Here is a 13,468-nt window from a genome sequence, read left to right on the forward strand (position 1 = left end):
GGGCACCTTTATTTTACTCCCCCAGTATACATTTTTATTTCATGTTAAATTCCACATTGAATAAGAATCTCCTTCTTCAAGTAATGGAGGTTAGTTGAAGAATAATTTGTTCCACAACTCTTGGGTTGTGACACCTGCATTTTCCTGACGGTATCCCAAAGAAAAACAATATGTAGAATGTTATACGTACTAATAGCCAATTTGTATGTAACTTATTTTTCATAAAGGAACATACCATACGATCAAAAGACAAGTTTAGTATTTTAAGGGAAACCGAATGTAACATAATATCCATTATGTTACTTTCGTTTTTTTCAATTGAACACACAAAAAAAGCTGCATACGCAGCTGATACTTTTTAAACTGTAACACACCGTTTGTTCAATTAAATTTTCTCCATACACCACCTGAACATGGGGTAAAACCACAAGTTTGATAAAAGTTTGTATGTTTATGCTCAAAAGTCAGAGTAACAATTTAAATGTTGTTCTGAAGCAAAAGGCTCTATAGCAAGAAACAAAGACCTATTCAGTAATTTGATTAGGTCTTTGTTTTTAATTGTTATTTTGATAAAAAGAGAATCGATTAGTATTAGACAATACTTTCTATGATTAATAATCATTTCTAACCTGGATGGATGCTATAAATCTTTCCTTTTCAGAAAAGGATAAATTAACGAGTAAACTATCCGGAACGAACTGATGATAGTCTTGCAAATATACTGCAACAGCATCAATAACGTCCTGTTCATTTTATCGCACTGTGCGTCCATAGACTAAAGCGGAAGCAGTAAAACCAAAAGAAGGATTAAACTCTAGGTCCACTTCTACTTGTTCAGGTCTTACGTTTTCCCTCTTGCGGTGAATACACAAACACTATCGATAAGATCTTGTTCATTAAATAGTAATTCCATGGCGTTCTCCTTAATATCTTCTTCTGGTGAAGATCATTTTAATTACCCAAATGATGATTACAATAACAAGTATATCAACGAGAAACCCCAAAAAGGAAAAACCGTATGAACCACTATATCCATTTGCTCCATAATAATTTCCTCCAAATGGATGGAACATATGACCCAAAAATGCTCCAGCTCCAAAAGCCGCAGCATGGGTCAAAAAGCTTTTTGTTCGTGAAGGCTGCGACTGGTTATATGTTGTATGAAATTGAGAATTTGATGGTGTTTTTGTGACACTGCTAGATGGAGATTTATATCCAGAATGATACGTTCCGCTAGAAAGAGTACTGCTAGAATGAGAACTAAACGACGAACTATGACCTCCGCTAAATCCTTTTGCTTCAGCAAAGCTTGGCAAAACGAATGCAAACATAATCAATAAAACCAAAATCAATTTTTTCATAATCAAAACTCCTTTCTATAAGAGAGAGTTATTACTATTATACTTTATCCATTGATTGAAGTAATTGAAAATGAAGGTAGTTTTTCGTATATTCCTTAGTAAATGAAATTTGACCTTTAAAAAATAGGCTCTGTTAAACAATTATGTTGGTATTTGAACAAAACGAACTAATGTTCTATAATAATATAATATTATAATGACAAAAGTGAGTGGTTTCGAATGGCATTAACGAACATTATAAAGGAGATTCAAAAACTCAGCACCGCAGACCAACAACGTTTAAAAGAGTTTTTTATCAAATCTCTTGCGTCAATACTGCAAGTGAACCGATTTTTAAAGAGGTATCCGAGCAGAAACATAAAGATGGATACACTTGCACTCACTGCCTATAATACTAGAAAATCAAGACTAGTTAAATGCATCATTGTCAGGTTTTTGGGGTAGTACCAGCGAAACTGTCACTACCCACAATAAGGAAATGTCAAGATTATAATAAGTTATTTAAGTTTAATGCTTCTAACATGCATACCCCCGTCCTGTTTTGGATGGGGGTAAAATAAAGTTGTTAAATTTTTATAAAGGATGCTTTAGCAATAAAGTCGTTTAAAAATCTAAGTTTTATTCCACAATCGTGCCCGATTGCGGAATATGAAAGCATATTTATTTTTCTGCCAATTTTACAATATCGTAGTTATTCCATAGATGAAATAAAAAGGGCTCTTTCAACAAAGAATGTACTTCTACAGCAAGGCAAAAACTCAGTCATCCAAACGCTTGTCACATAAAATGGAGAGAATAATTCCTTGTTCATGATCTTGTTTTTAAAACAAAGATAACGATTTATGAACGTTTAAATCACAAAAGTAGTAAACCTATCTATGCACGGAATAAGATAATTCGGCGGTTTCCTAGAAAGGATGCATGTATCTTGTCTTTTCCTAACATCCCCAATATTACACCCACTATTTCTATTACGACTGCACAGACGATTATAAAAAAAGAGCACAATTCTTATTGAAGAATTGCGCCCGATTGCTGAAGATTGTTAAGATTATTTTTTCCTCCATTGGCATTTTGGTCTCCTCGAATCGATTAACGGGTGGTGATAAGAACGTGTCTTAAGGTGTTCTTTTCCATCAAGGTTAGACGGTTTTCCTTGGAAAGAACTGTCTAAAAGGAAGCATCAATCCCAGGAGAGATATAACAATGAAAACAACTTGATGGATATGATCCTTCCCTGGCGGAAGTCCGCCCACCAAATGTAATGTCCAGAAGATGGGGTAATACCAGAGGGTAAGCCACGCCCATCTTTCTTTTCTTCTGTACAACGTAAGAGTGATCACGGTACCAAAAAACCCCATTCCTGTCGTAGCAACGCCAAGCGCTCGCAGCAATCCCAAATCAAAAGGACCTATAATCCGTGGATACGTGACAACTAATATTCCAAAGCTCAGGATCCCAACTCCGGTAAAAAGAAGGAACATCCAGCTGATTCTTAGAAGCATAGTCTGCTCTTTGAATTTTGCCAAATCCGAACACCCTTTGCTCGTTTACTAGGATTTACTATACTAATTCGCAATGAAAGGGGTATATCCCTGTTTCGTCAGACAGACTCCAAGCCCTTTATTATGGTTAACATTTTTAGTTCTTTAATTTTTAACATTGTCGCTAATAGAGTCTACTACGTCTAATTACCTTTTAATCTTTTTAGTCCTTTTTACCTTATTTCACGAAACTGCCATTTAACTGATTAAAGACCAAGAAAAAGTGGACTGCTGAAACAGTCAATCGTTGTTCAATTTTTGCGCCCATTGTGTAAGAAAGAGTGATGAAAATGCTTAGTTATTATTAAATAAATCTTCTTCAAACTTTTTATAGGCTTCTTCTATTCCCATAATAACGTTTTTAATCTTCATATGCCCTTCTGTATATACAGGATGATCTCTTAATTCTTCCCACATATAATGATACTTTTGAACATTATTTGTTTCACAAAAAATAATATCTGTGTAATCTTTTCCAGGTAAGGCTTCTGCATCAAAGAAACGCACCTGTACTTCAGGGTATTTTAAGATAACTTCTTTTAGCTCATTAGCCCTTTTTCCTCTTTCTTCACGAGTCATGGCAAGCCAAGATGGATAAAACTCCACTAAAACGATAAAAACATAATTCATTCTTATTCACCTCCATAACTAATTTCACCTTCTATATACAGTCTAATAAAAGCTATAGCTTTCTTCCATTAAATGGCTCAACACATAAAGAACGAGCACAATTCTTGTTACAGAATTGCGCCCGATTGCAGAATAAGAGCTCATATCCAAAACCACTTTATTTCAAAGATATAAAATAAAAAAAGAACAGTGATGTATTAAGACCACTGTTCTTCATTTATTGAGTAAATTTTCCCGGGTTTCACTGAAAACCGGGATCGCTTTTATTATTCTAGTGCCTCGACAACTTGAGAATCAAGAGTCATTGTCGTAAACCAGTTTGGATACAACGGTACAGGACGTGTCAATTTCTCCAGCACCTCGATTTCTTCCGATGTCAGGTTCAGCTCGACAGCGGTTAAATTGGCTTCTAATTGGGAAGCTTTGCTCGAACCTACAAGCACGCTATTTACATTAGTCTGTGCCAGTAGCCAAGCGAGTGACACTTGTGCTGGAGTTGCGCCATGATCTTGTGCGAATTCTCGAATCTTATCCAAGATTGTAAAGCCCCATTCCTTGTCATGCGGAAGGAAATCAAATCCGCTCAGCCGATTATTCGGATCATTCAGATTATTGCGGGTATACTTACCGCTTAAGAAACCGCCAGCTAGAGGACTCCACACCGTTAATCCAACATTGTTGTTTTTCATGAAAGGAATTGTATCGTGCTCAATATCCCGACCAACTAATGAATAGTACATTTGCCCATTAATAAAGGTGGCCCACCCGCGTTCACGTTGCATCTGAAGAGCTTGAGCAGCCATCCAAGCTGGCCAGTTAGAATAGCCGAGATATCGAACTTTGCCTTGCCGAACCAGATCATTAAGCGCCTCAAGCGTCTCTTCGAGCGGGGTGAACGGATCGGTCTTATGGACAATATAAAGATCTATATAATCGGTATTTAATCGAGCTAGGCTCGCTTCGCACGCAGTGAATAAATGTTTACGGGATAGTCCAGTTTGGACAAGGCCTGAACCCACCCTATTACCAGCTTTAGTGGCAATGATAATTTCTTTTCTGCGAGTCCCCAGCAACCGACCCAATATTTCTTCACTTTGCCCATCTGCGTAAGCGTCCGCTGTATCGAAGAAATTGATGCCAGCATCCAGCGCTTTGTCTACTAGCTCCTTGGCTTGACCTTCCCCGACTTTGTATACACTTGGAATATTCCCTGATCCAAAAGTCATCGCCCCAAACGCAAGTTTCGATACAATCAATCCAGATTTCCCCAATCGGACATACTTCATATTTTGCTCAGCCTCCTCATAATGATTGGTAACATAATTTCAAATTCTTCATTTTAAAAAGAATCTTTGTACTAATTCTGCAAAAATAGTGGTAGTACCTTCTAAATATTTACATTTTTCAACTTCTCAACAATCTTGCCCTTAACATAAAGAAAGAGCACAATTCTACTGCAGAATTGCGCCCGATTGCTGAAGATCTTAATATAAAAAAATCAATACTTCACCACTATTTCTTATTGTGCTCCCTTTAGCTGAATAAGTAAAATTTATATGTTAGCCCCTATTTTAATAAAATTAAATTAGTGTTGCCTGCGGCTAACCATTTTAGTCAGTTCCGCCTCAAGTCGATCAAAGTTCTGTTCATTGGCTTCGTAACAAAAACTTCTCATTTTTTCGCATTCATTAACTGATTTGAAGAGCATTTGCCATATAAGTTCGGTTTTGCCTTCTTTCTCACCAAATGTAATGGTTAATAAAAATTCATGTATTGTCTCCAGATGGTGGATAACAATCTTTTCAGGTTCCATTATTTCTGAAAAGACGGATTTATTCTCATAATCTACACCATTGGGTCCATGCATAATGAAACGCCAAATACCGTTCGGTCGCATATCGAACTCATGAAAAGTATTAGTAAATCCCTCGGGTCCCCACCATTTTACCAAATGATTTGGGTCACTAAATGCTTTGAAAATGATTTCACGTGGCACATTGAAGATACGTATGTTGACAATCTCACGATCAGAGATTGGCTCAGGAGAGTTAATAATCTTCGATACCCCAGAGGATACTCTTAACTCTTGATTATTTTTCAACTGTTCACCAAGCTGATCCAGCAAAATACTTGTCCCGTGCTCACGAACTGCAGCTGTATCATGGCCGTCTAGGAATGCGCCTTGCTCGGTAAAAATCAGGTGTGTTCCTTCATCAATTTGTTTAAACTCGACCGTTGCTACAGAAACGGAAATCCGCGTTTCATCGAGATCCATGGTGTAAGAATAGACAATACGGTGGTCAGGAATGATCTCCTGATAGTGAGCCTTAAATGTGTAAACAGGACCTCCTGGAGGGCCGCCATGATTTATCTCTTGTCCACCCACTCGAAAATCAAACTCTTCCGCCTCAGTGAACCATTTTGCTTTAAGCTCTGGGTCCGCCCATTCAGCGAATACCACTTCAGGTGTGAAATTATACACCTTTTCAATAACAAAGGTATCGTGTGTTGCAAAGTGTTTTTTCATTTTCACTTCCTCCTTTTTTGGTGAGACGGATGATTAGAAAGGAATTCGCCAAGTCGATCAAATTGGCGCTCCATATTCTTTTGGCGCCCGTAAAAATAATTTTCATGACTTTTTTTCATCATTCCAATTGAATTTGTAAAATCTTGAACCGTTAATGTCTCTTTCGTTTGCAAAATTTCAGATACATTTTGCAAATCTTTTAACAGCTTCTGTTGAACTCTAATATTTTCTCTTAAACGTTCTATTTGAAGAGTCACCACTTCAATAGGGTTATACGTATCGTCGGCCAGGATCGATTTAATTTCCTCGAGCGTTAACCCTAAATCTTTTAGACTAAGAATTTGCTGCAATCGCGAAAGATCTTTTGCGTTATATAGGCGATATCCTGCTTCTGAATAGTCTGATGGTGAGAATAGTTCAATTTGGTCATAGTAGCGCAAGGTCCGAATCGTTAAACCTGTTAACTTTGCAAGTTCTCCTGTCTTCCATTTCTTCTTACCTGAAACTAAAATAACCATCCCCTTATTTTTGCGCGAATTTTTACCGGTATCTTCACTATAAACCGTTACGTCACGTAAGAGTCAAGGGAAAATAAATTTTTTTGAATCATGAGAAAATCTATATCCTGCCTCGTTAACTTAAGTGTAACTTTTCACAAACAATGTTTACTGTTCATGATTCCGCAACATTCTGGCCCTTTAAATAAATAAAGAGCGCAATTCTTATGCCGGAATTGCGCCCGATTGGGGAAGATTCATTAGGATGGAGAAGCATCCACTAAAGTTAGATCCGCCTTCAGTCAGTATAAATTTCTGTCCTGACAGATTTGTTACCGCCAGATGTTATAGATTTTTACTAATCAAATAAGAAGAGCCTACTTTTGTAAAACAGGTCTGCTCTCCTTGTTTTTGATAGAGCTTTATTGCGAAATATATTTTAGTTTACTATTTGCGGATTTACTGTTCTTCAAAAATAACTTCTTTCAATGGTTTTCTGGTGCTCGGAATCTCACGATCCTGCAAATTCGCATCGAGGGTTTCTTTTTCGCCACGATAGCCAATAGTAATAACCGCATGGAGATCAAAATCATGTTGAACATTTAGCAAGCTACGGGCTTTTTCTTTATCGAATCCCCCAATTGCATGTGTGCTAAGTCCCAGTAAAGTAGCCTGAATGGCTAAGTGACCCCAAGCTGTGCCTGCATCAAACGTATGTGCACCATTTGGATCACCATTTTCTCTCTTTTTACTTGATGCTATTAGGACAAGAACAGGAGCCTTTTCTGCCCAAGCTCGATTGAAAGGATTTAAGAATTCATGAAAGGTTTTCAATTGTGCTTCTGTTTTAGCTACAATAAAGCGCCAAGGCTGATCATTGAAGGATGAAGGAGCCCAATGTGCTGCTTCAAGAACACTATACAAATCTTCATCGGAAATCTTTCTGTCGGTATAGGCACGAGGGGACCAACGATTTAAAAATAAGGGATTAACAGAATGCTCAGCTTTACGATATTCTTTAACCTCACTTGTTAGCTGCTCAACAGGATTAACATTTAAACTCATTATATATACCTCATTTCCTATAGAAATAATTTCATTTATGATCATAACATATTCTGAGTTAATTTTATAAATTTGGGGAATCATTAATCAATAAGTAGTATATGGGGTACCGTCAGGAAAATGCGGTAATCTTTACTATGAAAATCAGTAGTATTTAAAGTATTCTAAGAAGAAAAGTTAAGTGGAAAATTACCTTGAATACTTGATATCTGAATTCAGTAAACAAAGTATTCAACGTATTCAATGTAGTGATGTCTTGTCAATGAGAAGACATCGAATATCCATGCTTTGGTAAACCGTACAATTTTATGCATGTCCGGGTAGAACTAAGGCATTTACTACTTATAGAGAACGCCTTAAGGCGTTGTTTTAGTTGCCTTCAGTCTACAAATGATTGTAGAATTTAAAGCTGCGTGGTTCGTTATCAAGACAATTACGTCGTGTTTATGTCTTCAATGTAAAATCCTTATTAAATCAAGTTTTTTTTCTCTTTGGTATAGATAAGCGCGTATTTACAACGTTCAGGAAATTCCAAATTAAAAAGCCCAATTTCTCTGCAAATTAGAATAGAGAAAATGGGCTTTTCCGTTACTTTATTAAAGCGCCCTATAATGGAACAACTTCTAATAGCCTAGTTTAGTGAACAACACATTATTCATATGGTTGAAATTCAATTGATTTTGCTTGATACATTTTGTCTCGATATTCATAGACAATCACAATTTCCCCAATATAGTGTGGAGGAGAAACCTGACCCGCAATCCTGGCAACAAGCTGATTGTTTTCTACTGCATACTTAACAATGCTGCCAAAACCTACTTCATCAAATACGTTTTCAGGCTTAATATTTACTGAACCTATATCTACACGATGATGCTTGTCTTTAATAGTTACTATAGCTTCCTTAGGAGTTAAGGTAGTCTGGACATTTTTTGCAATGATTGCTAACGGATTATCAACAAGTACCCCAATCAATCCACCATCATATCTATAAACATAAACTTCTTCATCTCTAGCACCCGTACCATAACCTTTGTTTAAGATTATGATTAATTCTTTCTTTTCATCTTTATTGATGTCTTCGTAATATATTTGTGGGGCGTAAGAAGGGTTAGTAACGTTCATCCAAAAGGGTCTTGAGTAAAGTTCTCCTTTAAAATGAATTTTGAAGTCTTGATATAACCCATCCATTTTCTTAGCATACAAGGATATATTCTCTTTACTTGACTTTGCAACAATATTATAACCTTTAATTGTTGCCCCTGCTTTATTAGTGGCAATAACAAAAAGAAATGCCATTATTATAATAATGTATCTTTTCATTAGTTCAACACCTCATTTTAGTGTTCCCTAAGATGCAGGAGGGTATTGGTCCAGAGCAGAGCTTTTCTTCTAATTGTTCCCATTTATCTCGGTTCATGGACAATCCCCTTTTTTAAAAAAATGAGATAAAACTGTTACCAAATTGTTCCTTGCAATTAACTAAACTGTAAACAAGCAATGATATATTAAATGCGTTTACTTGAACTGTACCTAGCAGTTCCAAACATAATTTCCCTTTAGCACGATAACATGAAGCCCGGTCAGAACAGCCGGGCTTCCACCTATTTAAATATAGGGGTAGCGTCAGGAAATATGGTTTTACAACGTTAAGCGAAATTCCAATATTAAAAAACCCAATTCCTCACAAAAATTGAGAAATTGGGCTTTTTTCGTTACTCCATAAACGCGCCCGATTGCGGAATAAGAAAAACTATTAATTCAACGTATGTACATTTACATTAAATGTAGTTAAAAAGAAAATAATAACAATAATGGACAATCCCCATGCTAATAATGGATGCTTATGATGAATAGGGAGCATAGTAAAAAGAATGATGTCAAGCAAAAATGACCACCACATGTTCCAACCATTAAAGTGTTCTATTAGCCCGAACACATGAAGACCAAGAAGCTCCGCAAGAACATATATAATCGCCCAAAATATAATAAAAGAAATTTGTTTGATTTTCTTCTTAGGAAAGTGAAACAAATATATAATAACCGTTGCAGGATATACCGTTATCATAATCCATAAATTTACTAATGTATGATTAGGGAAAATCCAATATTTGTTATAGCTCCACATTGGGTGATTATACGTTAACACGTTATAAAGTAAATCTCCCATAATCAAGAATAGAATAGTTGGATAGTATTTTCTTAAATTTCTCCAGTCTCCAAATCTCCATCCTATAAATAAAAACATTATCCCGAAAGCAACAATCATTTTGACCAAGATCCTTCCAATTTTGTATATACGCACTTATTAAAATGCGTTATTCAACTAAGAATAAATTATACAAAATTGTAAACGGTTACCATTTGATTTTAACAAAAATGTAATAATATAATTTTCACCAATTAGAAACAGCGTCAGGAAAATACAAAAAATTACAACGTTAAGGATATTACAGTATTAAAAGTCCCAATCTCTCAGTGTGACAAATAAGAAATTAGGATTTATTTACTCAACAATGGCACCCGATTGTGGAAGATTATTGCTTAAATCCTATTAAGTCAAGCCCCCTTTCCTTAAATCCATTACTTCACATATTCTAATCTGATAAAAAATAAATAAAAAGATGATACCTTTTAAGGCATCATCCCTTAGAATATTAAACTTGATTCGACTTTAAACCTTAAAGTTTATTCTTGATTAATTGCACTTTCATCCATATAAGCAACTTCCCATAAATGACCGTCTAAATCCTGAAATCCCCATATATACATAAATCCATGATCTTGAGGCTCACTAAAAGATTTACCACCAGATGACAATGCCTTATTTACTATCTCATCCACTTGATCCCGACTTTCAGCTGAAAAGCTGAGAATTGCTTCGGCAGAAGTAGTAGTATCCACAATTTCCTTCTTACTAAATCCTTTGAAACGTTCTTCAATCATTATCATAGCAAAGATGTTGTCACTGATGATCATACAAGATGTGGTCTCATCGGAGAATTGTGGGTTGAACTCAAAACCTAGCTCCTTGAAAAAATTGGTGGACTTGTTCACGTCTTTTACTGATAAATTGATAAAGATATTTTTGGATGTGAATGCCATTTTTTATTACCTCCTGTGGAAATTATTGTACAAAAAACCGGCAGGCGCCGGCTTTTTTTATATCAACGATATCAGCTCTTTTGAGCATTCATTGCTTCCCATTCTTCTTTGCTAGGACCATATACGCCAGGAACTTTCAAGTCGGCTTGTCTCATAAGGACAGACAATTGTCCGCGATGATGAGCCTGATGTTGAATTAGCAGACGGAAAACAGCTTGAACTGGCATGTCCATTCCAAATACATTGACCATTTTGTTCATTTTTTCATCTGAAACCTGTTCAGAAAATGCTTGTGTTAACCGCTGACTTACTGTTTTGTAGGTCTCGCTGATTTCAGCAGCTGATGTCGGTGCCTCTTTTTGAAGATCAGGAATCTCAAATTTTAATCCAACCTGTGAAGGAAAGTAGTAAGCTGCTCCAGTAATGTGCCAAGCCAAGCTTCCAATGCTGTATAATCCTGGAGAAACGACCTGATTCAACGATTCATCCGTAAGCACATCCAGCACTTTTTGGGTAACAGCTGCTTCTTGTTTCCATTCGTTTAAGAAATCATTTACTGATGTAAACATTCCATCCCCTCCTTAAATTAGTAATTTTGTCTTTTTTTAACAAGGTTTTCAAATTCATTGTATCATGTTCAGCTAACCATCGCCTCTCTCAAAGGCTTATTATTCGAAGGGTATTTTGCTATTCTTGTAAACCCTTATTCAACAATCTGGCCCGATTGTTGAATAACACTTGGTAGTTAATTTGGATGTTTATGTTAAAAAATGGAGATTGTGAAGGGATGTACTTAAAGTAACGGAGGAGTTGAGGAAAAAACATAATAGACTTTAATTATAGAAATCCTTTTTTACTTAATTCGATTAAGATGTCTAGGTTTATCTAATCTCAAACCTCTTTTTTTGCTTTCATTTAATAAAAATTCAATACAGTAATTACCTAGTTTTTGTTCAACCGCTTTTCTATAAAATCGACCAATATAACTAGAAAAAAGCGGGGCGACCCGCTTCTTTTTTCTCCCAACTTTTCCCTATATTAAAGATTAAAAACGAATCATTACTTTTTATTACATTCGACTCTTTATATGAATCTTCTACATAATATTACAAATATATTACATTTTTCATAGTTTCGTTCTTTTTAGTCAATTTCAATTTAAACTATTATTAAGCCCAAATAATTTTAGGCAAGAAAAGGTGATTATGTTATGAAAAGGAAAACATTAAAATATTCGGTATCGGTTGCCGTTTTAACCGCTATGATACAAGCAACCCCTACTTTTGCAAGTCCAATAGATTCACCCGTTACACAAGGACAAATTAATGCCATAAAAGGACAAATCAATGCGACACAAGGACAAATTGATATCCTTGAAACAAAGACTCAACAATTAGACAACCAAATTATCATCGGAATGGATAAAAGCCAAAAACTAATCGATGGTATTAAAGCACAACAAGGACAAATTGAAGGAACAAAGGCTGAAATTGAAAAAGCCAAAAAAGACTTAGAAACTCGCAAACAGTTCTATTCTTCACGAATAAGAAGTATTCAGGAACAAGGACAACCGCCCATTATCACTTACTCGGAACTTTTGCTTTCGTCAAAAGACATATCCGAGTTTTTAACTCGCTCTACTGCTATTATGGAAATTCTTCAAAGTGATTCAGACATAATGACTACTTTAAATGAAAAAGAACAAACGTTAAAAGACGCAGAGCAACAATTACATAACGAATTAGACAAGTTAAAAAAGAATCAGGATGAATTAGCTTCTGAACAAAAAAAGATTGAAGCAGATAAACAAGAAGTTGAAAAAGAATTGGCAGATTCGAAAAACACTTTACAGCAACAACAGGGTCAATTGACTCAACAACAAGCACAGCAATTGGCTCAACAACAAGCAGAGCAACTAGCACAACAATTGGCTCAACAACAAGCAGAGCAACTAGCACAACAATTGGCTCAACAAAAGGCACAGCAACAAGTACAACAACAGGCTCAACAACAAGCACAGCAACAAGCACAAAAGCAGGCACAACAACAGGTTCAACAAAAGGTTCAACAAAAGGTTCAACAACAAGCTCAACAATCTTCAGGAAATAGTTCATCAGGAAATAGCACGTCAACTTCATCGATTGACAGTAACACTGCATCTTTTTCAACATCTGCTAGTGCAAGTCAGGTTATTGCGTATGCTGAACAGTTTTTAGGTGTTCCATACGTTTGGGGTGGTACAAGCCCTAGCGGATTTGATTGCTCGGGGTTAATGCAATATGTATTCCTACATTCTGCAGGAATACAGCTTCCAAGGCTGGCACAAGACCAACAAAATGTTGGAACAAGAATTTCTCCCTACGATGTACAAGCAGGAGATTTAGTATTTATGGGTGACCCTGCTTACCATGTCGGTATGTACATTGGAAATGGGCAATGGATAGAAGCCCCTGAAACGGGAGAAGTGGTCAAGATTGCGAATTATAATCCTGCACATTTTTCAAGTGCCTCAAGAATATTGCGTTAGGGGTAATCAATTTTTTTGTAGGGCAAAATCAAATAGAGAAAGACCAAGCACAGAAATTTCAAAAAATACATGAGGGAAATCTAAATTTATTTGAGTGATGGTACGGTAATGAAGATGATGAGAGATGTTAGTATATTAAGGGTAAGGTGCTATCTCCTTACTTTTACTTTTCCTTCCGATTCTTTCCTAGGTGAAAAGAGTACTGATATGAA

The 13,468-nt window shown here is 36.1% G+C and carries 14 protein-coding genes and 1 pseudogene; 2 read left to right on the forward strand and 13 right to left on the reverse strand.

Going from position 1 to position 13,468, the window contains the following annotated elements:
• Positions 1 to 611: 611 nt before the first annotated feature.
• The 3 genes from AC3ANV_RS13995 to AC3ANV_RS14005 form a co-directional block, all read right to left on the reverse strand.
• On the reverse strand, positions 612 to 716 hold the full coding sequence (locus AC3ANV_RS13995) for a hypothetical protein (protein ID WP_488309378.1): 105 nt from the start codon (positions 714 to 716) through the stop codon (positions 612 to 614).
• Between the two features lie 36 nt (positions 717 to 752).
• Positions 753 to 824 carry a hypothetical protein gene (locus AC3ANV_RS14000; RefSeq protein WP_488314222.1) on the reverse strand — a complete coding sequence of 24 codons (72 nt, stop codon included), beginning with the start codon at positions 822 to 824 and terminating at the stop codon, positions 753 to 755.
• A 99-nt stretch (positions 825 to 923) separates the two neighbouring features.
• A complete protein-coding gene (locus tag AC3ANV_RS14005; RefSeq protein ID WP_488309379.1) occupies positions 924 to 1,361 on the reverse strand; it encodes a hypothetical protein in 438 nt (145 codons plus the stop codon).
• A gap of 219 nt (positions 1,362 to 1,580) precedes the next feature.
• Between AC3ANV_RS14005 and AC3ANV_RS14010 the strand changes: the two are divergent.
• Positions 1,581 to 1,747: pseudogene (locus AC3ANV_RS14010) on the forward strand (IS1595 family transposase); the annotation flags it as partial.
• 756 nt (positions 1,748 to 2,503) lie between these two features.
• On the opposite strand, the gene AC3ANV_RS14015 reads toward AC3ANV_RS14010, so the two are convergent.
• From AC3ANV_RS14015 to AC3ANV_RS14060, 10 genes are all read right to left on the reverse strand, one after another.
• Positions 2,504 to 2,890, reverse strand: a complete 387-nt coding sequence (locus AC3ANV_RS14015) for a hypothetical protein (protein ID WP_488309380.1) — start codon at positions 2,888 to 2,890, stop codon at positions 2,504 to 2,506.
• 309 nt (positions 2,891 to 3,199) lie between these two features.
• Positions 3,200 to 3,535 (reverse strand): darcynin family protein, encoded by a 336-nt coding sequence (locus tag AC3ANV_RS14020; RefSeq protein WP_488309381.1) that lies wholly within the window; start codon positions 3,533 to 3,535, stop codon positions 3,200 to 3,202.
• Positions 3,536 to 3,801: 266 nt separating this feature from the next.
• Positions 3,802 to 4,821 (reverse strand): aldo/keto reductase, encoded by a 1,020-nt coding sequence (locus tag AC3ANV_RS14025; protein WP_488309382.1) that lies wholly within the window; start codon positions 4,819 to 4,821, stop codon positions 3,802 to 3,804.
• A 299-nt stretch (positions 4,822 to 5,120) separates the two neighbouring features.
• Positions 5,121 to 6,062 carry an SRPBCC family protein gene (locus AC3ANV_RS14030; protein WP_488309383.1) on the reverse strand — a complete coding sequence of 314 codons (942 nt, stop codon included), beginning with the start codon at positions 6,060 to 6,062 and terminating at the stop codon, positions 5,121 to 5,123.
• A gap of 2 nt (positions 6,063 to 6,064) precedes the next feature.
• The gene (locus AC3ANV_RS14035; RefSeq protein ID WP_488309384.1) at positions 6,065 to 6,580 is read right to left on the reverse strand and encodes a MerR family transcriptional regulator; all 516 of its coding nucleotides are present in this window, start codon (positions 6,578 to 6,580) and stop codon (positions 6,065 to 6,067) included.
• A gap of 438 nt (positions 6,581 to 7,018) precedes the next feature.
• The gene (locus tag AC3ANV_RS14040) at positions 7,019 to 7,624 is read right to left on the reverse strand and encodes a nitroreductase family protein (protein WP_488309385.1); all 606 of its coding nucleotides are present in this window, start codon (positions 7,622 to 7,624) and stop codon (positions 7,019 to 7,021) included.
• A 651-nt stretch (positions 7,625 to 8,275) separates the two neighbouring features.
• Positions 8,276 to 8,947, reverse strand: coding sequence for a hypothetical protein (locus AC3ANV_RS14045; protein ID WP_488309386.1), 672 nt, complete (start codon positions 8,945 to 8,947; stop codon positions 8,276 to 8,278).
• Positions 8,948 to 9,380: 433 nt separating this feature from the next.
• Positions 9,381 to 9,893 (reverse strand): CBO0543 family protein, encoded by a 513-nt coding sequence (locus AC3ANV_RS14050; RefSeq protein ID WP_488309387.1) that lies wholly within the window; start codon positions 9,891 to 9,893, stop codon positions 9,381 to 9,383.
• 419 nt (positions 9,894 to 10,312) lie between these two features.
• Positions 10,313 to 10,729, reverse strand: a complete 417-nt coding sequence (locus AC3ANV_RS14055; RefSeq protein WP_310200481.1) for a VOC family protein — start codon at positions 10,727 to 10,729, stop codon at positions 10,313 to 10,315.
• Between the two features lie 71 nt (positions 10,730 to 10,800).
• Positions 10,801 to 11,298, reverse strand: a complete 498-nt coding sequence (locus tag AC3ANV_RS14060; RefSeq protein WP_488309388.1) for a DinB family protein — start codon at positions 11,296 to 11,298, stop codon at positions 10,801 to 10,803.
• 641 nt (positions 11,299 to 11,939) lie between these two features.
• Between AC3ANV_RS14060 and AC3ANV_RS14065 the strand changes: the two genes are divergently transcribed.
• A complete protein-coding gene (locus AC3ANV_RS14065) occupies positions 11,940 to 13,256 on the forward strand; it encodes a C40 family peptidase (protein WP_488309389.1) in 1,317 nt (438 codons plus the stop codon).
• The last annotated feature ends 212 nt before the right edge of the window (positions 13,257 to 13,468 follow it).

This window comes from Neobacillus sp. DFD-2R (assembly GCF_057747865.1).

What these genes read in the sequence shown, in the direction of transcription:
- AC3ANV_RS14040 (WP_488309385.1), bottom strand. Translation starts at nt 7,624, where the DNA reads ATGAGTTTAAATGTTAATCCTGTTGAGCAGCTAACAAGTGAGGTTAAA.
- AC3ANV_RS14025 (WP_488309382.1), bottom strand. Translation starts at nt 4,821, where the DNA reads ATGAAGTATGTCCGATTGGGGAAATCTGGATTGATTGTATCGAAACTT.
- AC3ANV_RS14050 (WP_488309387.1), bottom strand. Translation starts at nt 9,893, where the DNA reads ATGATTGTTGCTTTCGGGATAATGTTTTTATTTATAGGATGGAGATTT.
- AC3ANV_RS14035 (WP_488309384.1), bottom strand. Translation starts at nt 6,580, where the DNA reads ATGGTTATTTTAGTTTCAGGTAAGAAGAAATGGAAGACAGGAGAACTT.
- AC3ANV_RS14030 (WP_488309383.1), bottom strand. Translation starts at nt 6,062, where the DNA reads ATGAAAAAACACTTTGCAACACACGATACCTTTGTTATTGAAAAGGTG.
- AC3ANV_RS14020 (WP_488309381.1), bottom strand. Translation starts at nt 3,535, where the DNA reads ATGAATTATGTTTTTATCGTTTTAGTGGAGTTTTATCCATCTTGGCTT.
- AC3ANV_RS14065 (WP_488309389.1), top strand. Translation starts at nt 11,940, where the DNA reads ATGAAAAGGAAAACATTAAAATATTCGGTATCGGTTGCCGTTTTAACC.
- AC3ANV_RS14060 (WP_488309388.1), bottom strand. Translation starts at nt 11,298, where the DNA reads ATGTTTACATCAGTAAATGATTTCTTAAACGAATGGAAACAAGAAGCA.
- AC3ANV_RS14045 (WP_488309386.1), bottom strand. Translation starts at nt 8,947, where the DNA reads ATGAAAAGATACATTATTATAATAATGGCATTTCTTTTTGTTATTGCC.
- AC3ANV_RS14055 (WP_310200481.1), bottom strand. Translation starts at nt 10,729, where the DNA reads ATGGCATTCACATCCAAAAATATCTTTATCAATTTATCAGTAAAAGAC.
- AC3ANV_RS14005 (WP_488309379.1), bottom strand. Translation starts at nt 1,361, where the DNA reads ATGAAAAAATTGATTTTGGTTTTATTGATTATGTTTGCATTCGTTTTG.